Genomic DNA, 17,941 nt, shown 5'->3' with positions numbered 1-17,941 from the left:
CCTACGGTTGAGCCTCGCCGTCGGCCAGACGCCCCAGGATGAGCGCGATCCGCAGTGTGAAGGCGGATCGTACATCGGAGGGCGACCATCCGGTGACATCAGTCACACGTCGGAGCCGGTAGCGCACGGTGTTCGGGTGAACGAAGAGCATCCGTGCCGCGCCTTCCAGGCTGCTCGCCTGCTCGAGGTAGACACTCAATGTTTCCAGCAGTGCCGAGCCCGCTTCCTCCAGCGGTCTGTAGATCTCCTCCACCAGCTGCTCCCGGGCGCCCGGATCGCCCGCCATGGCGCGCTCCGGCAGCAGATCGTCCGCCAGGACCGGCCGCGGCGCGTCCTGCCAGGCGGAACACGCCTTCAGCCCCGCGGCGGCGGCCTGCGCGGACCGCGTGGCGGCCAGCAGATCCGGTACGACGGGCCCGGCCACGACCGGTCCGGCGGCGAACGGCCCGATCAGCGACCTGGCCACGGCGAGCGGGTTGTCGCTGCCCCCGGCGATCACCACGAGCCGGGCCCCGAGCACCCCGGTCAGCACCTGGAGCTTGGCGTGCCGGGCGGCCCGCCGGATGGCCTCGACGGTCAGTTCACTGTCCCCTTCGGGCGCGGTCCCGAGCACCACGCAGACGTGCTCGGGCGAGTTCCAGCCGAGCGCGGCGGCCCGGCTGACCGCCCCCTCGTCGGCCTCGCCGCTGAGCACCGCGTTCACCACCAGCGACTCCAGCCGCGCGTCCCAGGCACCGCGTGCCTCGGCGGCCTGCGCGTACACCTGGGCGGTGGCGAAGGCGATCTCCCGGGCGTACACCAGCAGCGCCTCCCGGAGCACGCGCTCGTCGCCGGGCGCGGCCACCTCGTCGATGGCGCTCTCCATGACCTCGATGGTGGTGCGCACCATCTCCACGGTCTGCCGCAGCGTGATGGCCCGGGTCAGCTCGCGCGGCGCGGTTCCGAACACGTCCGTGGAGATCGCCTGCGGGGCGTCCGGGCGCCGGAACCACTCGGTGAAGGCCGCGATGCCCGCCTGGGCCACGAGCCCGATCCAGGAACGGTTCTCCGGTGGCATGGCCCGGTACCACGGCAGGGTCTCGTCCATGCGCGCGATGGCCTGGGCGGCGAGGCTGCCGGAGGACTTCTCCAGCCGCTTCAGGGTCGCGGAGTGCTGGTGGACGCCGTGCGCTGCGGGATCGCTGCTGTGGGATTCGGGTTCGGGCACGTGGACAAGACTGCCTTATCGGGCCGTCCCCCTGTGCCGCCGGGTCACCCCCCGGCCACCGCCGCCCCCTGTCGCCGGGGCGCGACGGCACCGCGCCGGCGGTGCCGGGGGTGCTGTCGGCCGTGGGTCCGGGGGCTACCGTTGGCGTCGTGATGGACGTACGGCGCGCCGGTGAGCGCTATCGCGGAGGGGACCGGGAGAGCGGCATCGACTCCCGCCACGCCTTCTCCTTCGGCCCGCACTACGACCCGGACAACCTGCGCTTCGGAGCGGTGATCGCCTGCAACGAGGAGCGGCTCGCCCCCGGTGCCGGCTTCGACGAACACCCGCACAGCCACACCGAGATCGTGACCTGGGTGGTGGAGGGCGAGCTGACCCACCGGGATTCCACCGGCCACGAGACGACCGTCCGGCCCGGAGACCTCCAGCACCTCAGCGCGGCGGCCGGCGTCCGGCACGTCGAACGCAACGACGGCGGCACCCCGCTGACCTTCGTCCAGACCTGGCTGGCCCCGCTGACCCCGGGCGGCACCCCGTCCTACGAGCGGATCGCCGGCATCGCCGACTCCACGCCGTACGCCGTCCCCGGGGCCGGCGCCCTGCTGCACGTGCGCCGCCCGGCGGCGGGGGAGCGCACCGCCGTACCGGACGCCGCCCACGTGTACGCGCACGTCGTGCGCGGGCGGGTGCGGCTGGCCGGCGAGGAGCTGCACCCCGGTGACTCGGCACGGATCACCGGGGCGAGCGGCCTGGAGGTGGAGGCGGTCACGGCCGCCGAGCTGCTGCTGTGGGAGCTGTCCCGGTGACCGCGGCGGCGACCGCCGCACGGTGTGCGCAGGCCTGGACGGCGTGCGCAGGCCGCCGGGCGGTGTTCAGTGCGCGCCGCGGGACTCCTGGAGCACCGCGTCGGTGAGGACCGGCCACGCCTCGATCGCCCAGTTCCCGAACGCCCGGTCCGTCAGCGCGACCTGGGCCAGCCCGGCTTCGGGGTCGATCCACAGGAACGTGCCGGACTGCCCGAAGTGCCCGAAGGTGCGCGCGGAGGACGAAGTGCCGGTCCAGTGCGGCGACTTGGCGTCCCGGATCTCGAAGCCGAGTCCCCAGTCGTTCGGGTTCTGGTGCCCGTACCCCGGCAGCACGCCCTTGGTCCCCGGGTACTGCACGGTCATCGCCTCCGCGACCGTGCGCGGGTCCAGCAGCCGGGGCGCCTGCACCTCGGCGGCGAAGCGCAGCAGGTCCGTCACCGTCGAGACGCCGTCCTTGGCCGGCGAGCCGTCCAGCGACGTCGCGGTCATCCCCAGCGGCTCCAGCACCGCCTGGCGCAGGTACTCCGCGAACGGGATGTCCGTCGCCTTGGCGATGTGGTCGCCGAGCTGCTCGAACCCGGCGTTGGAGTACAGCCGGCGCTCCCCGGGCGGGGCCGTCACCCGGTGCTCGTCGAAGGCCAGCCCCGAGGTGTGGGCGAGCAGATGGCGCACCGTGGACCCGGCGGGACCGGCCGGCTCGTCCAGCTCGACGGCACCCTCCTCGTACGCGACGAGCGCCGCGTAGGCCGCCAGCGGCTTGGTGACCGAGGCGAGCGGGAAGCGGTGCCCGACGGGGCCGTGCGTCCCCAGGACGGTCCCGTCGGCTCGTACGACGCCCGCCGCGGCGGTGGGGACGGGCCAGTTATCGATCAGCGCCAGGCTCTGCAACGACATGGGGCCGAGCCTATGCGGCTCACAGCAGCAGCCGCATCGACGGGTCCGGGTCGCGGGTGAAGCCGAGCGAGGCGTAGAGCGGCTCGGCCTCCGGGGAGGCGTTGAGCAGCACGTGTCCGGCACCCCGTGCGCGGAACCACCGCAGCAGCTCCTCCATGCACGCGCGCGCGTGGCCACGGCGCCGGGCGCCGGGATCGGTGGCGACGCTGAAGACGTGTCCCACCCGCCCGTGCGGATTGCCCGCCTTGCCGATCCGGTACTCCAGAGTCCCCGCCGCCAGCGCGGCCAGTGCCCCGGGCCGGCCGGGGTGGTCGACGACGAAGGCCGCGAAGTCCCCGTCCGGCGCGGCGAGCCGCTCGCCCAGCGTGGGCAGGGACTCGGCGTGCCAGTCGGTCGGCCCGGCGCCTCCCTCGCTCCACAGGGAATCGATCATCACCTGGCGCAGCCGCAGCACTTCGGCGGCGTCCTCGGGTCCGGCCCGGCGTGCGAGACTCATGCGCCGCACGGTAATCGGCCGCCCCGCGTCCCGTCCTGCGGATTTCTCCCGGCCCCGCTTGCCTGGAGTGCACTCGAAGGTCATAGCGTGGGGCCATGACGGTGATGCAGACCACGCCAGCGGAGGCCGCGACCACAGCCGCCGACATCTGCTCCGCCCCGCCCCGGCGCCATCCACGCCCCGACGGCCAGGACCGCTACACGATCAGCGAGGTCGTCGCGTTCACCGGTCTGACCGCGCACACCCTGCGCTGGTACGAGCGGATCGGGCTGATGCCGCACGTCGACCGCTCGCACACCGGCCAGCGCCGCTACACCAACCGCGATCTGGACTGGCTGAACTTCGTGACCAAGCTGCGGCTGACCGGCATGCCGGTGGCGGACATGGTCCGGTACGCGGAGCTGGTGAGGGCGGGCGAGACCACCTACGCGGAGCGCCGGGAACTGCTGGAGTCGACCCGCCGTGACGTGCTGACCCGCATCGCGGAACTGCACGACACCCTCGCCGTCCTCGACCGGAAGATCGGCTTCTACGCCGCGGAGTCGGGGACGTCCTAGGCCGCGGGCGCCGTGGCGGGCGGTGCCGCCCCGGGCCGCGGGCGCCGTGGCAGACGGTGCCGCCCCGGGCCGCGGGCGCGCTAGAGCTGGGCGAGCAACTCCGCCTTCTTGAAGGAGAACTCCTCGTCGGTGACCAGACCGGCCTGGTGCAGCTCGCCCAGGTGCCGGATCCGCTCGGCGATGTCGGCCGGGTCGCGCCGGCACGGTGCCGGTACCGCCGCCACGGCTCCCCGTGCCCGCACCGCGGCCAGCACGGCCGCCGCGAACGGCAGCGACTCGTGCACCGGCCCGTACCCGAGCCCGAAGACCACCGAGGCCGGGTCCTGGTCGGGCTGGGCCTGCCGTTCGGTGCCGGGCTCCCGGGGCAGCAGCCGCAGATGCCCCTCGAAGAGTTCCGGCGAGCGCCACTCCACTCCGCTGAGGCCGGTGACCGGGAAACTCTGGTCCCCGGCTTTCCACTTCGCCGAGGACGCACCGGTCCACGACCAGCGGAACTGCACGCACGTCCCGTCGAAGGACGCCTTCCCGTCGTACGCCTTGAACTGCAGCGGCGCCTCGGGGGCCGTGACCAGATGCCGTTCGCTGGGGCCGGACTCCGTCAGCAGCCCCTTCAGTTCGTCGGCGTAGTACTCGGCGAGGGTCTCCCGCTCGGCGGGCAGGACCAGCCGGTAGGGGTCCGAGCCCTCCTTGAGCTGACCGGCCGCCGCCTCCGTCAGCGGGTCGGCGCCGGCGCGGGGCACCAGGCGCAGGGCCACGGTGCCGCGTTTGCCGGGCGAGAGCGTCACTTCCTCGATCGCCGACAGCGGCACGCGTCGTTCCCCGAGCGCCTGGAAGAGTTTCGGTGTTCGAATCCCCCGTTCGTAGCGGATGAGCACGGAGTCGGACTCGAACTCCCAGACGGCATGAAAACCCGCCAGTACGTCACCCATGCGGCTCATCGTATGCGGCACGTGCTCCTCCGTCGCCACCCGCGCAGACCGCACTTCCTGCTGTTTCTACGCGCGTTCGGCCGTCGCGGTGCCGGGCAGACCGGCCCGGCACGCATCGTTCTCCCGTGCGCACGTCACCTCGTCGTAGGCGCCCACCCCGACGTCGGCGAGATTGCGCAGACTGTCCGTGCCCGGCTGGAAATAACCGGCGTGCCCCTGCGCGTCCCGCGCGGACAGCACCCGCGCGCCGAACGCCGAGGACACCGGATCGGCGCCGTGGCCGAGGCCGCCGAGCTCCAGGTACGGAACGTCCTGCACCCAGTCGGTGGCGTCCCGCATCGCCCACAGCCGGGCCGTGGTGCCCAGCCGGGCGGCCTTGGTGACCCGCATGCCGGGGCTCGCGGCCACCGCTATGTCGCTCACCCGGCGCGGCATGGCGTGCGCGGCCACCCCGCAGACCACGGAGCCGTAGCTGTGGCAGACCATCGCCACCGGGGCGCGGCCGGGCAGGGCCCGCAGCATGCCGTTCAGCCGTACGGCGCCCTCCTCGGCGCGCAGCCCGGTGGCCGCGTCCACACCGAGCCCCTCCGGAGCGGTGTAGTCGGCCCAGGCGATGACGGCCGTACGCGTCGCGGGACTCGCCGCGCGCTCGGCCGCGTACAGCGCCTTGGCCATGCCGACCGGGGCGCTGTACCTGCGGTCCGTCCTCTGGAAGGTGAGCAGGTCGGTGTCGACGCCGGGGACGACGACCGAGATCCGCTGCGCCCGGTCGAGACTTCCGAACACCTCCGCGATCCGGCCCGAGCCCTGCGGGTCGAAGGACAGGATCTGCCGGCCCGGGTCCAGCAGGGACTCGTACCGGTGCATACGGCGGCCCGCGTCCTGCTGTCCGGCCGTGCTGAGCCGGTTGTCGTGCATGCGTTTCTTCTCGGCCCGGCGCGCCTTGTCCAGCGCGATGCGGTTGGCCTGGTAGCGCAGGGCGACCGGGGCGCCGTTCATGTTGCCCACCGCGAGTGCGTAGCGGTGGGCGAGGCGGTCGCGGTCCTTGTGGTCGAGCGAGACGAAGAAGCGGGTCAGGCGCGCCGGGTCGCTCTCGGGGTCCGGCAGCCGGAGGCCGTGCAGGCTGCCGTGCTCCCACTTGGCGAGGGAGGTCTGCAGCGCCGACGACTCCCGGTGGGTGCGCAGAGCGGTCCAGCCGGTGGTCGCGAGCATCACGAACACCACGGCCAGGGCAAGCAGCGCGCGCCAGACGTTGAGTTGCGGTGAGGTGTCGAAGGAAGTCACTGGGAGGACACACTAGGAGAACGGGAGGGTCTCGCGGTAACCGAGTGACAGGGATCACGTTTTGGCATACGCCGAACGCTTTGCCGACGAACCGCCGGACGCCGTACCGGACGATCTCGGGAACGTCCCGCCAACGATCTCAGGTGCTACGCCAGTTCCCGGTCAGAGCCGAACCCACCTGATCGAGGGACGACGCGGTGAGCGCGCGGATCGCCTCCAGGCTGACGTCCTCACCCGTGCTCCACTGCCGTTCGGTGACTCTCATCACCCCGCCGAACACGGCCACCGCGAGCCGCGGTCGCGGGTCGGTCTCCACGTCGACGCCCTCCCGCTCGGCCAGCAGGCGCGCGATCGTCTCCTCCGTGGCGGCCGAGCGCCGCAGATGCGCCGCGAGCAGCGCGGGCGTCGACTCGATCGTCCGGTACATGCGCAGATACAGCTCGACCGGGACTGCCGACTCGACGGTCTCGCGTATCGCGTCCCAGCCCTGCAGGATCGCCTGCCGCAGCGCCTCCATCGGCGCCTCGTGCGCCGGCCGCGCGCGGACGGCCGACACAAAGTGCGCCTCCGTCATCGCCTGGACCGCGAAGGCGGCGTCCTCCTTGCCGGCGAAGTAGCGGAAGAAGGTGCGCTGCGAGACGTCGACGGCCTCGGCGATCTCGTCGACCGTCGTGTTCTCGTACCCCTGGGTGGTGAACAGTTCGAGCGCGGACCGCAGCAGTGCTTCCCGGGTACGTCGTTTCTTGCGCTCGCGCAGCGTCTCCAATGACCTCTCCCCGGTGAACGTCCCTCCAGCTCAGCCTATGTGCCGGTGTCATGTCAGTTACCGACTTGTGAATTGGTTTGTCAACTGTCAGTGGCTGTCACTAGCCTCGAAGGTATGACTAGTCAGACCGCGATCGACGCCACCGGGCCGGGAGGCAAAGCACCGGCATCCTCGTCGGAGCCGACTCCGGCGGCGGGGCTGCGCGGCCACCCGTGGCTCACCCTTCTCACCGTCGCCGTAGGGGTCATGATGGTGGCCCTCGACGGCACCATCGTGGCGATCGCCAACCCGGCGATCCGGGACGACCTGCACGCGACCTTCGCCGACGTGCAGTGGATCACCAACGCCTACTTCCTCGCCCTCGCGGTCACGCTGATCACCGCGGGCAAGCTCGGTGACCGCTTCGGCCACCGGCAGACCTTCCTCGTCGGCGTCACCGGCTTCGCCCTGGCGTCCGGGGCCATCGGCCTGTCCCACAGCATCGCCGCGGTCGTCGCCTTCCGCGTCTTCCAGGGCCTGTTCGGCGCGCTGCTGATGCCGGCCGCGCTCGGCCTGCTGCGGGCCACCTTCCCGGCCGAGAAGCTCAACATGGCGATCGGCATCTGGGGCATGGTGATCGGCGCGTCCACCGCCGGCGGCCCGATCCTCGGCGGGGTCCTCGTCGAGCACGTCAACTGGCAGTCGGTGTTCTTCGTCAACGTGCCGGTCGGCCTGCTCGCACTCGTCCTCGGCCTGCTGATCCTGCTGGACCACCGCGCCGAGAACGCCCCGCGCTCCTTCGACATCCCCGGCATCGTGCTGCTCTCCGGCGCGATGTTCTGCCTGGTGTGGGCGCTCATCAAGGCGCCGGCCTGGGGCTGGGGCGACGGCAGGACCTGGCTCTTCATCGTCGTCTCCGTCGTGCTCTTCGCCCTCTTCGCCTTCTGGGAGACGAGGGTCGCCGAACCGCTGATCCCGCTGGGCCTGTTCCGCTCCGTCCCGCTGTCCGCGGGTGTCGTGCTCATGGTCCTGATGGCCATCGCCTTCATGGGCGGCCTGTTCTTCGTGACGTTCTACCTCCAGAACGTGCACGGCATGAGCCCCATCGACGCCGGCCTGCACCTGCTCCCGCTGACCGGCATGATGATCGTCGGCTCCCCGCTCGCGGGAGCCGCGATCACCCGCCTCGGCCCGCGCGTCCCGCTGGCCGGCGGCATGGCCGCGACCGCGATCGCCATGTACGGCATGTCGACGCTCGACGCGGGCTCCGGCAGCGGCGTGATGTCGCTCTGGTTCGCCCTGCTCGGCCTCGGCCTGGCGCCGGTCATGGTCGGCGCCACGGAGGTCATCGTCGGCAACGCGCCCATGGAGCTGTCCGGTGTGGCGGGCGGCCTCCAGCAGGCGGCCATGCAGATCGGCGGCAGCCTCGGTACGGCCGTGCTGGGCGCCGTGATGGCCTCCAAGGTCGACGGCGACCTGCCGGGCAACTGGGCGGGCGCGGGTCTGCCGAAGCTCACCCCGGCGCAGCTGGACCAGGCCTCCGAGGCGGTCCAGGTCGGTGTGGCCCCGGTGGCGAAGGGCACACCGGAGCCGATCGTCGCGAAGATCACCCAGGTCGCCCACGACACCTTCGTCTCCGGGATGAGCCTGGCCTCCCTGGTCGCGGCGGGCGTGGCGGCGGTCGCCGTCCTGGTCGCCCTGTTCACCAAGCGGGGTGCCAACGCGGAGGCGGGCGCGGGCGTGGGCCACATCTGACCCCGTTCTCCGTCTCCGGGCGGAGTTTCGCCTATCAGGGTGACGTCGCTAAAGATTCCTCGCCTCGGGCGCGCGCCGCAGGTCACAGTGGGTCAAGTCCTCCGCAGGGCATGGGAGGACGGCCGGGCCGCGGCGCGCGCTGCCGGAGGGGGGCAGCGCGCGCAGGTCTGCCCCGGCGGAACCGGGGTACCCGCCCATCGAAGCCGAACTGTCCATAGGCCTCAGGGAGTTGATGATGGCTGGCTTCGGGCATGGAACGCGCGGGTACCCCCGGTCACGTGGCCGGACGTGGCAACGGACCGGGCCGGACCGCGCGACGCTCGGGATCATCGGATCCATCTGCGCGGTGGCCGGTTTCTTCGCACTGGGTATCGTCCTCGGGCCGGTGGCGATGTTCTGCGGCTGGCAGTCCATGGGCCGCACGTGGTCGAACGACCGGAACGTCCCGGCCCTGGTGGCCCTGATCCTCGGTGCGATCGACACGTTGCTGGCCATCATCGCCCTGGCGGGCGCGGCGACTTGGGGCCACGGGCTGCTGTAGCCGGCCTTCCGCGTCGCTGCGGTGCCGGCGGTGCGGCGCCGCGGTGCCCCGGGCTTCGGCGGCTGGGCGCCGCGGTGCCCCGCGCGTCGGCGATGTGGCGCTGCGGTGCCCCGGGCTTCGGCGGCTGGGCGCTCCAGTGCCCGGCGCGTCGGCGGTGTGGCGCTGCGGTGCCCCGGGCTTCGGCGGCTGGGCGCTCCAGTGCCCGGCGCGTCGGCGGTACGGCGCCGCGTGGGCCAGGGGCGTCGACCGTCCGCGGGTGCGCGGGGGCTGGTCGCACGGTTCCCCGCGCCCCTTCGGGCGCGGACTCCCGCGGTTCTTCGCGGGCGTGGGCACTCATGGTCCTTCCGGGGGGTCAGGCCCCGTGGTCCTTCGAGGGGGCGCAGGCGCTGCGGTCCTCCGGGGCTCAGCGTGGCTGTTCCTCGCGGTCGACGGTCAGGCGGGAGACCTCGGCGCGCAGCAGGCGGACCTCCTCGGTCAGGGACGCGATCGCCTCCGTCTGCCGGCGTTCCTCGACGTCGTCCTTCTCGAACCGTGCGATGAACCACGCGGCGATGTTCGCGGTCACCACACCCAGCAGGGCGATCCCGGACAGCATCAGTCCGACCGCGATCATCCGCCCCAGTCCGGTCGTCGGCGCGTGGTCCCCGTATCCCACGGTCGTCATCGTCGTGAACGACCACCACACCGCGTCACCCAGTGTCCGGATGTTCCCGTTCGGCGAGTCCCGCTCCACGGACAGCACCGCCAGCGAGCCGAACATCAGCAGCCCGACCACGGAGCCGACCACATAGGTGGTCAGCCGGATCTGCGGAGCCATCCGGGCCCGCCGCCCGACCAGCAGCAGCGTCGCCACCAGCCGCAGCAGCCGCAGCGGCTGCAGGACCGGCAGCACGACCGCGCACAGGTCCGGCCAGTGCTGCCGGACGAACGGTCTGCGTCGCGGGGCGAGCGCCAGCCGGACGACGTAGTCGAGGGCGAACGCGCCCCACACCACCCATTCCACCGCCGTGCACAGGGTGGTGAGGGAGTGACCTGCGGAAGCGTTCACGATCGGCACGGCGTACGCGAGGGCGAAGGCCATCGCGAGCGCCAACAGCGGCCGTTCCGTGTGCTGTTCCCACCGCGTCTGCGCCGACCGTCGCTCCATGAGCACAATCGTAAAGAGAAAGTAAGGACGGTGGGCAACCGAGCCCACCGTCCGGCGGCCACCTCAGGGGACGCGAGACCTGCCCCCGGGATGCGGGGCCTGCCCCGAGGGGATGCGAGGCCTGCCCCGCGGGGCGCGGGGCCCGCTCCGAGGGGCGCGGGTACTGGGCCGATGGGGCGCGGGTGCTGCGCGCCTATGGGGCGCGGGGAACCACGCGGCCGGTCCTCGCCGGCCCGTAGCTTCCCACGGCCCTCGGTCCGCGGCTGCCCACCGCCCCACCGGCCTGCGGCTCCCCGCCCTCGGGGCCGCAGCGTCCCGCCGCCCGTGGCTGCCCACCACCCTCGACCGGGCGGCTGCCCACCGCTCTCGCGGGTCCGCAGCGTCCCCGCCCTAGCGGGTCCGCAGCGTCCCGCCGCTCGTGGCTGCTCACCGCCCTCGGCCGACGGCTGCTCACCGCCCCCGGCCGACGGCTGCTCACCGCCCCCGGCCGGCGGCTGCTCACCGCCCTCGGCCGACGGCTGCCACCCTCGGCCGGGCGGCTGCCCGCCGCCCTAGCGGGTTCGCAGCGTCTCGCCGCCCGGGGCTGCTCACCGCCCCCACCGGCCCGCAGCCCCCGGCCTCTCGTCGGCCCAGCCGAGCGCAGCGGCTACGCGTCGCCGCCCGCCGCGCCCGGGTCGGCCGCCGAGACGTCCAGCAGCTGGTACCGGTCGATGGCCTGCTTCAGCGCGGAGCGGTCGACCTTGCCCTCGCGCGCCAGCTCGGTCAGCACCGCGAGCACGATCGACTGGGCGTCGATGTGGAAGAAGCGGCGCGCGGCGCCCCGCGTGTCGGCGAAGCCGAAGCCGTCGGCGCCGAGGGACTGGTAGGTGCCCGGCACCCAGCGCGCGATCTGGTCCGGAACCGACCGCATCCAGTCGGACACGGCCACGAAGGGACCCTCGGCGCCGCTGAGCTTGCGCGTCACGAACGGCACCCGCTGCTCCTCCTCCGGATGCAGCAGGTTGTGCTCCTCGCACGCCACGGCCTCGCGGCGCAGCTCGTTCCAGGAGGTCGCGGACCACACGTCCGCCTTGACGTTCCAGTCCTCCGCGAGGATCTTCTGCGCCTCCAGAGCCCACGGCACCGCGACACCGGACGCCATGATCTGCGCCGGGATCGAGCCGCCGGTGGCCTCGCCGATCCGGTGGACGCCCTTGACGATGCCCTCGACGTCCACGTTCGCCGGCTCGGCCGGGTGCTGGATGGGCTCGTTGTAGACGGTCAGGTAGTAGAAGACGTCCTCGCCGTGCGGGTGCTCGGGCGAGCTGCCGTACATGCGCCGCAGGCCGTCCTGGACGATGTGCGCGATCTCGTACGCGTACGCCGGGTCGTACGCCACGCACGCCGGGTTGGTCGAGGCCAGCAGCTGGGAGTGGCCGTCCGCGTGCTGCAGGCCCTCACCGGTCAGGGTCGTGCGGCCGGCGGTCGCGCCCAGGACGAAACCGCGCGCCAGCTGGTCGGCCATCTGCCAGAACTGGTCGCCGGTGCGCTGGAAACCGAACATCGAGTAGAAGACATAGACCGGGATCAGCGGCTCGCCGTGCGTGGCGTACGCCGAGCCGGCGGCGATCAGCGAGGCCGTGCAGCCCGCCTCGGAGATGCCGTCGTGCAGCATCTGACCGGTCGGGGACTCCTTGTACGCGAGCAGCAGCTCGCGGTCGACCGCCTCGTACTGCTGGCCGAGCGGGTTGTAGATCTTCGCGCTCGGGAAGAACGAGTCCATGCCGAACGTGCGGTACTCGTCCGGCGCGATCAGCACGAACCGCTTGCCGATCTCCTTGTCCCGCATGAGGTCCTTGAGCAGCCGGACGAACGCCATCGTCGTGGCGATGGACTGCTGTCCGGAGCCCTTCTTCACACTCGCGTACGCCTTGTCGTCCGGCAGCGCGAGCGGCTGGGAGCGCACGACGCGCGACGGGACGTACCCGCCGCACTGCTTGCGCATGTCGTGCATGTACTGGATCTCCTCCGTGTCCCGGCCCGGGTGGTAGTACGGAGGCGCGCCGGACTCCAGCTCCTTGTCGGAGATCGGCAGGTGCAGGCGGTCCCGGAAGCGCTTGAGGTCGTCGACCGTCAGCTTCTTCATCTGGTGGGTGGCGTTGCGGCCCTCGAAGTTCGGCCCCAGCGTCCAGCCCTTGATCGTCTTGGCCAGGATGACCGTCGGCTGGCCCTTGTGCTCCTTGGCCGCCTTGAAGGCCGCGTAGATCTTGCGGTGGTCGTGACCGCCGCGGCCCAGGTGCAGGATCTGGTCGTCGGTCATGTTCTCGACCATCGCGCGCAGCCGGTGGTCGTCGCCGAAGAAGTGCTCGCGGATGTAGGCGCCGGACTCGGTGGCGTAGGTCTGGAACTGGCCGTCCGGCGTCGTGTTCATCTTGTTGACGAGGATGCCGTCCCGGTCCTGCGCCAGCAGCGGGTCCCAGGAGCGGTCCCAGATCAGCTTGATCACGTTCCAGCCGGCACCCCGGAAGACCGACTCCAGCTCCTGGATGATCTTGCCGTTGCCGCGCACCGGGCCGTCCAGGCGCTGCAGGTTGCAGTTGACCACGAAGGTCAGGTTGTCCAGGCCCTCCCGGGCGGCCAGGGTGAGCTGGCCGAGCGACTCGGGCTCGTCCATCTCGCCGTCGCCGAGGAACGCCCACACGTGCGACCTGCTGGTGTCCGCGATGCCGCGCGCCTGCATGTAGCGGTTCATCCGCGCCTGGTAGATCGCGCCGAGCGGGCCGAGGCCCATGGAGACGGTCGGGAACTCCCAGAAGTCCGGCATGGAGCGCGGGTGCGGGTAGCTGGACAGGCCGTCCGGGTACTTCGACTTCTCCTGGCGGAAGCCGTCGAGCTGCTCGGAGGTGAGCCGGTCGAGCATGAAGGCGCGGGCGTAGATGCCGGGGGAGGCGTGGCCCTGGAAGAAGACCTGGTCGCCGCCGTCGCCCTCGTCCTTGCCCCGGAAGAAGTGGTTGAAGCCGACGTCGTACAGCGAGGCGGAGGAGGCGAAGGTGGCGATGTGGCCGCCCACCCCGATACCGGGGCGCTGGGCGCGCGACACCATCACGGCCGCGTTCCAGCGGGTCGCGTTCAGGATCCGGCGCTCGATCTCCTCGTTGCCGGGGAAGAACGGCTCGCTCTTGGTGGGGATCGTGTTGACGTAGTCCGTGCTGCGCATCTCGGGCACGGCCACGCGCCTCTCGCGGGCCCGCTCGATCAGCCGGAGCATGAGAAAGCGGGCCCGCTCCCGGCCGCGCTCGTCGACGGCTGCGTCCAGGGAGTCGAGCCACTCCTGGGTCTCTTCGGGATCGAAGTCAGGAACCTGACTCGGAAGGCCGCCAATGATGATCGGATTGCGATCGGATCCGGAAGCCACGCTGTTCCTTACCTGTCGGAGGGCCACTGTTCTACTCGTGCCTACACCGTTCCCCATCGTCTACCTCGGGAAGACGTACGTCATCTCTACCGTGGGGTAACCCGATCCCAGGGCCGGTCAAAACGCAACGATACGCCCGGGGTGTGACGCGCATGGCAAAGTTGTTCGAGGCGTGCGACTCCGGATGATTCCGAATGGCGCAAACCGGGCACATCGGTGTGATGTGGGTCACGCGGAATCGGGATACGGTGCCAGGGGTTGCGGCGACACGGCGGGGATCGTCACCGTTTCGGCGGTCCCGACGGCCGGGTACTTGCGCGATCCGTCCCGCACGTGTGGACTACGGCCAATGCTTCGCGCACGCGCGTGGCTGAGATATTCATCAAGACATGATCAGGAGGCAACCCGTGAGCGCGACCGCGGACCACGCGGAGGAGCGGACCAACCCTGCCGCCAGGCTGGGTTTCCAGCCCGGGCAGGTGGTCCAGGAGATCGGCTACGACGACGACGTCGATCAGGAGCTCCGCGAGGTCATCGAGGAAGTCATCCAGGGCGACCTCATGGACGAGGACTACGACGACGTGGCCGACGCCGTCGTCTTGTGGTTCCGTGACGATGACGGCGACCTGACGGATGCGCTGGTGGATGCCACCACGTACATCGAAGAGGGTGGCGCGATCCTGCTCCTGACGCCGAAGACCGGCCGTTCGGGGTACGTGGAGCCCAGCGACATCCAGGACGCCGCGACGACGGCCGGCCTGACGGCGGCGAAGAGCGTCAGCGTGGGCAAGGACTGGAGCGGCTCGCGCCTGGCGACGCCGAAGGCCGCGAAGTCCGGCAAGAGGTAAGCCGCCTCGTCCCTCAGCACGGACGGGCCGAGAACACTCGGTCCGTCCGTCGGGCTGTGCTGATCGCTGCGTAGGGTGGAGCCGAGCGTTCTGCTCCGTTCCCACCCCGAACAGCCCACCGAAGGGATGTACGACGATGGCGATCCAGGCCGGCGACAAGGCGCCCGACTTCGAGCTCAAGGACAACCACGGCCGCACCGTGAGGCTCGCGGACTTCCGCGGCGAGAAGAACGTGGTCCTCCTCTTCTACCCCTTCGCCTTCACCGGCGTCTGCACCGGCGAGCTGTGCGAGCTGCGCGACAACCTGCCCAGGTTCGCCGACCGCGACACGCAGCTGCTCGCCGTCTCCAACGACTCCATCCACACCCTGCGCGTCTTCGCCGAGCAGGAGGGCCTGGAGTACCCGCTGCTGAGCGACTTCTGGCCGCACGGCAACGTCTCGCGCGCGTACGGCGTCTTCGACGAGGACAAGGGCTGCGCCGTCCGCGGCACCTTCGTCATCGACAAGGAGGGTGTCGTGCGGTGGACCGTGGTCAACGGCCTGCCGGACGCCCGCGACCTGAACGACTACGTGAAGGCGCTCGACACCCTGTAGGCCGAGCGTGGGCCGACACCGGTGACTCTCCGGTTCCAGGGTCTGCGAGGCGCGGGAACCCGTCACTAGGATCGGCACGTTGATCCCATATCCGAAGCACACGGGGCTCCCCGCCCCTGGACACCACATGGAGGACCCGTGGGAGTCAGCCTCAGCAAGGGCGGCAACGTATCGCTGACGAAGGAGGCCCCGGGCCTGACCGCCGTCATCGTCGGTCTGGGCTGGGACGTGCGCACCACGACCGGCACGGACTTCGACCTCGACGCCAGCGCGCTGCTGCTGAACAACTCCGGCAAGGTCGCGAGCGACCAGCACTTCGTCTTCTTCAACAACCTCAAGAGCCCCGACGGCTCGGTCGAGCACACCGGTGACAACATCACCGGTGAGGGCGAGGGCGACGACGAGCAGATCAAGGTCAACCTGGCCGGCGTCCCGGCCGACGTGGACAAGATCGTGTTCCCGGTGTCGATCTACGACGCCGAGAACCGCCAGCAGTCCTTCGGTCAGGTCCGCAACGCCTTCATCCGCGTCGTGAACCAGGCCGACCAGAAGGAGGTCGCCCGCTACGACCTGAGCGAGGACGCCTCCACCGAGACCGCCATGGTCTTCGGCGAGCTGTACCGCAACGGGCCGGAGTGGAAGTTCCGTGCCATCGGCCAGGGCTACGCCTCGGGCCTGCGCGGCATCGCGCAGGACTTCGGCGTCAACGTCTGATCCCGGCAGGGTTCCGACGCCCCCACCGTCCGGCGCCGTCCCGTTTGGGGGCGGCGCCGGACGCGCAGGACAACCAGGAAAGCACCATCAGGGGAGGACCAGCATCATGGGCGTCACGCTCGCCAAGGGGGGCAATGTCTCCCTCTCCAAGGCCGCACCGAACCTCACCAACGTCATGATCGGACTCGGCTGGGATGCCCGGTCCACCACGGGAGCCCCTTTCGACCTCGACGCCAGCGCGCTGCTGTGCGGTGCCGGGAACCGGGTGATGGGCGACGAGTGGTTCGTGTTCTACAACCAGCTCAAGAGCCCCGACGGCTCGGTGGAGCACACCGGCGACAACCTGACCGGTGAGGGCGAGGGCGACGACGAGTCCATCCTGGTGGACCTCACCGCGGTGCCGGCGCAGTGCGAGAAGATCATCTTCCCGGTCTCGATCCACATGGCGGACGAGCGCGGCCAGACCTTCGGGCAGGTCTCCAACGCCTTCATCCGCGTCGTCAACCAGGCCGACGGCCAGGAGCTCGCCCGCTACGACCTGAGCGAGGACGCCTCCACCGAGACCGCCATGATCTTCGGAGAGCTGTACCGCTACCAGGGCGAGTGGAAGTTCCGCGCCGTCGGACAGGGGTACGCGTCGGGACTGCGGGGCATCGCCCTCGACTTCGGGGTGAACGTCTCCTAGCCGGCCGTCCCGGCGAGGACCCGCGCTGTGGCTTTTCGGTGAGGGTCGCCCCGACCGGTACCGCCGGCGGGGTACCCCTCTAGACTCGTGGTCAACATTTAGCAAAGCCGAGTGCGGCGCGGGGGAGACCCTGCCTCAGACTCCGTCTGGGGGGTGCGCTCAACACACGATTGGGTAGCCAGTGCTTCTGAAAACCTTCGGCTGGTCGTTCGCGGTCACCGCGCTCGGTCTGGTCGCTGCGGCGTTCTACGGGGGGTGGACCGCCTTCGGCATCGTGGCGATCCTCGCCGTCCTGGAGATCTCGCTGTCCTTCGACAACGCGGTCGTCAACGCCGGAATCCTGAAGAAGATGAGCGCCTTCTGGCAGAAGATCTTCCTCACGGTAGGCGTCCTGATCGCGGTCTTCGGCATGCGGCTGGTCTTCCCCGTCGTCATCGTGGCCATCACCGCCAAGAAGAGTCCGATCGACGCCGTCGACCTGGCCTTCACCAACAAGGACCGCTACCAGCAGCTGGTCACCGACGCCCACCCCGCGATCGCCGCGTTCGGTGGCATGTTCCTGCTGATGATCTTCCTCGACTTCATCTTCGAGGACCGGGACATCCAGTGGCTGCGCTGGATCGAGCGGCCCCTGGCCAAGCTCGGCAAGGTCGACATGCTGTCGGTCTGCATCGCCCTGATCGTCCTGCTCATCACCTCCTTCACCTTCGCCACCCACGCCCACCAGCACGGCGGCGCCCACGCCGACAAGGCGCAGACGGTCCTGATCGCCGGCATCGCCGGCCTGATCACCTACATGGTCGTCGGCGGCCTGTCCGGCTACTTCGAGGACAAACTCGAGGAAGAGGAGGAGCGCGAGCACGAGCAGGAGGAAGAGGCCGCCCGCTCCGGCAAGCAGCGCTCGGCCGTCGTCCTGGCGGGCCAGGCCGCGTTCTTCATGTTCCTCTACCTGGAGGTCCTGGACGCGTCCTTCTCCTTCGACGGCGTGATCGGCGCCTTCGCCATCACCAACGACATCGTCCTGATGGCCCTCGGCCTCGGCATCGGCGCCATGTACGTCCGGTCGCTGACCGTGTACCTGGTCCGCCAGGGCACCCTCGACGACTACGTCTACCTGGAGCACGGCGCCCACTACGCCATCGGCGCCCTGGCCGTCATCCTCATGATCACCATCCAGTACCAGATCAACGAGGTCATCACCGGCCTCGTCGGCGTGGTGCTGATCGCCTGGTCGTTCTGGTCCTCCGTCCGCCGCAACCGCGCGCTGGCCGCCGCGGGCGGGGACGCGGGCTCGGACGAGAAGGCCGAGATCTCCTCCGGGGTCTGACCCCGGCCCCTGCGCGC

The 17,941-nt window shown here is 70.9% G+C and carries 17 protein-coding genes; 9 read left to right on the top strand and 8 right to left on the bottom strand.

Going from position 1 to position 17,941, the window contains the following annotated elements; genetic code table 11:
• Position 1: 1 nt before the first annotated feature.
• Positions 2–1,207 carry a PucR family transcriptional regulator gene (locus ABVB68_RS06365; RefSeq protein WP_353599867.1) on the bottom strand — a complete coding sequence of 402 codons (1,206 nt, stop codon included), beginning with the start codon at positions 1,205–1,207 and terminating at the stop codon, positions 2–4.
• 152 nt (positions 1,208–1,359) lie between these two features.
• On the opposite strand from ABVB68_RS06365, the gene ABVB68_RS06360 reads away from it, so the two are divergent.
• Entirely contained in the window at positions 1,360–2,013 is a 654-nt protein-coding gene (locus ABVB68_RS06360) for a pirin family protein (RefSeq protein ID WP_353600046.1), read from the top strand.
• Between the two features lie 66 nt (positions 2,014–2,079).
• On the opposite strand, the gene ABVB68_RS06355 is transcribed toward ABVB68_RS06360, so the two are convergent.
• Complete coding sequence (locus ABVB68_RS06355) at positions 2,080–2,907, bottom strand: serine hydrolase domain-containing protein (protein WP_353599866.1); 828 nt, start codon at positions 2,905–2,907, stop codon at positions 2,080–2,082.
• A gap of 19 nt (positions 2,908–2,926) precedes the next feature.
• Positions 2,927–3,403 (bottom strand): GNAT family N-acetyltransferase, encoded by a 477-nt coding sequence (locus tag ABVB68_RS06350; protein WP_353599865.1) that lies wholly within the window; start codon positions 3,401–3,403, stop codon positions 2,927–2,929.
• Between the two features lie 95 nt (positions 3,404–3,498).
• On the opposite strand from ABVB68_RS06350, the gene ABVB68_RS06345 reads away from it, so the two are divergent.
• Complete coding sequence (locus ABVB68_RS06345) at positions 3,499–3,960, top strand: MerR family transcriptional regulator (RefSeq protein WP_353599864.1); 462 nt, start codon at positions 3,499–3,501, stop codon at positions 3,958–3,960.
• 80 nt (positions 3,961–4,040) lie between these two features.
• Here ABVB68_RS06345 and ABVB68_RS06340 read toward each other — a convergent pair whose 3' ends face one another.
• The 3 genes from ABVB68_RS06340 to ABVB68_RS06330 form a co-directional block, all read right to left on the bottom strand.
• Complete coding sequence (locus ABVB68_RS06340; RefSeq protein ID WP_353599863.1) at positions 4,041–4,889, bottom strand: DUF4429 domain-containing protein; 849 nt, start codon at positions 4,887–4,889, stop codon at positions 4,041–4,043.
• A gap of 66 nt (positions 4,890–4,955) precedes the next feature.
• Entirely contained in the window at positions 4,956–6,173 is a 1,218-nt protein-coding gene (locus ABVB68_RS06335; protein ID WP_353599862.1) for an alpha/beta hydrolase, read from the bottom strand.
• 139 nt (positions 6,174–6,312) lie between these two features.
• The gene (locus tag ABVB68_RS06330; RefSeq protein ID WP_353599861.1) at positions 6,313–6,939 is read right to left on the bottom strand and encodes a TetR family transcriptional regulator; all 627 of its coding nucleotides are present in this window, start codon (positions 6,937–6,939) and stop codon (positions 6,313–6,315) included.
• Positions 6,940–7,053: 114 nt separating this feature from the next.
• Here ABVB68_RS06330 and ABVB68_RS06325 point away from each other — a divergent pair, with 114 nt between their 5' ends.
• Both ABVB68_RS06325 and ABVB68_RS06320 read left to right on the top strand, forming a co-directional pair.
• The gene (locus ABVB68_RS06325) at positions 7,054–8,673 is read left to right on the top strand and encodes an MFS transporter (protein WP_353599860.1); all 1,620 of its coding nucleotides are present in this window, start codon (positions 7,054–7,056) and stop codon (positions 8,671–8,673) included.
• Between the two features lie 235 nt (positions 8,674–8,908).
• Positions 8,909–9,214 carry a small hydrophobic protein gene (locus ABVB68_RS06320; protein ID WP_353600045.1) on the top strand — a complete coding sequence of 102 codons (306 nt, stop codon included), beginning with the start codon at positions 8,909–8,911 and terminating at the stop codon, positions 9,212–9,214.
• Positions 9,215–9,617: 403 nt separating this feature from the next.
• Here the strand turns inward: ABVB68_RS06320 and ABVB68_RS06315 are convergent, their stop codons facing one another.
• Together ABVB68_RS06315 and aceE are read right to left on the bottom strand one after the other, a co-directional pair.
• Positions 9,618–10,361, bottom strand: a complete 744-nt coding sequence (locus ABVB68_RS06315) for a potassium channel family protein (RefSeq protein WP_353599859.1) — start codon at positions 10,359–10,361, stop codon at positions 9,618–9,620.
• 646 nt (positions 10,362–11,007) lie between these two features.
• Positions 11,008–13,755, bottom strand: a complete 2,748-nt coding sequence (gene aceE / locus ABVB68_RS06310; RefSeq protein WP_353599858.1) for a pyruvate dehydrogenase (acetyl-transferring), homodimeric type — start codon at positions 13,753–13,755, stop codon at positions 11,008–11,010.
• A 407-nt stretch (positions 13,756–14,162) separates the two neighbouring features.
• Here aceE and ABVB68_RS06305 point away from each other — a divergent pair, with 407 nt between their 5' ends.
• From ABVB68_RS06305 to ABVB68_RS06285, 5 genes are all read left to right on the top strand, one after another.
• Positions 14,163–14,603, top strand: coding sequence for a DUF3052 domain-containing protein (locus ABVB68_RS06305; protein ID WP_353599857.1), 441 nt, complete (start codon positions 14,163–14,165; stop codon positions 14,601–14,603).
• 136 nt (positions 14,604–14,739) lie between these two features.
• Positions 14,740–15,198: a peroxiredoxin gene (locus ABVB68_RS06300; RefSeq protein ID WP_353599856.1), complete on the top strand. Its 459-nt coding sequence runs from the start codon at positions 14,740–14,742 to the stop codon at positions 15,196–15,198.
• A 138-nt stretch (positions 15,199–15,336) separates the two neighbouring features.
• Complete coding sequence (locus ABVB68_RS06295; protein WP_353599855.1) at positions 15,337–15,912, top strand: TerD family protein; 576 nt, start codon at positions 15,337–15,339, stop codon at positions 15,910–15,912.
• A 106-nt stretch (positions 15,913–16,018) separates the two neighbouring features.
• Positions 16,019–16,597, top strand: a complete 579-nt coding sequence (locus ABVB68_RS06290; RefSeq protein ID WP_353599854.1) for a TerD family protein — start codon at positions 16,019–16,021, stop codon at positions 16,595–16,597.
• Between the two features lie 181 nt (positions 16,598–16,778).
• Positions 16,779–17,924 (top strand): DUF475 domain-containing protein, encoded by a 1,146-nt coding sequence (locus ABVB68_RS06285; RefSeq protein WP_353599853.1) that lies wholly within the window; start codon positions 16,779–16,781, stop codon positions 17,922–17,924.
• The last annotated feature ends 17 nt before the right edge of the window (positions 17,925–17,941 follow it).

This window comes from Streptomyces sp. NPDC096012 (assembly GCF_040426375.1).
GTDB lineage: Bacteria > Actinomycetota > Actinomycetes > Streptomycetales > Streptomycetaceae > Streptomyces.
Note: the sequence above shows the minus strand (reverse complement) of the source record. Positions and strands in the feature narration are given on the sequence as shown.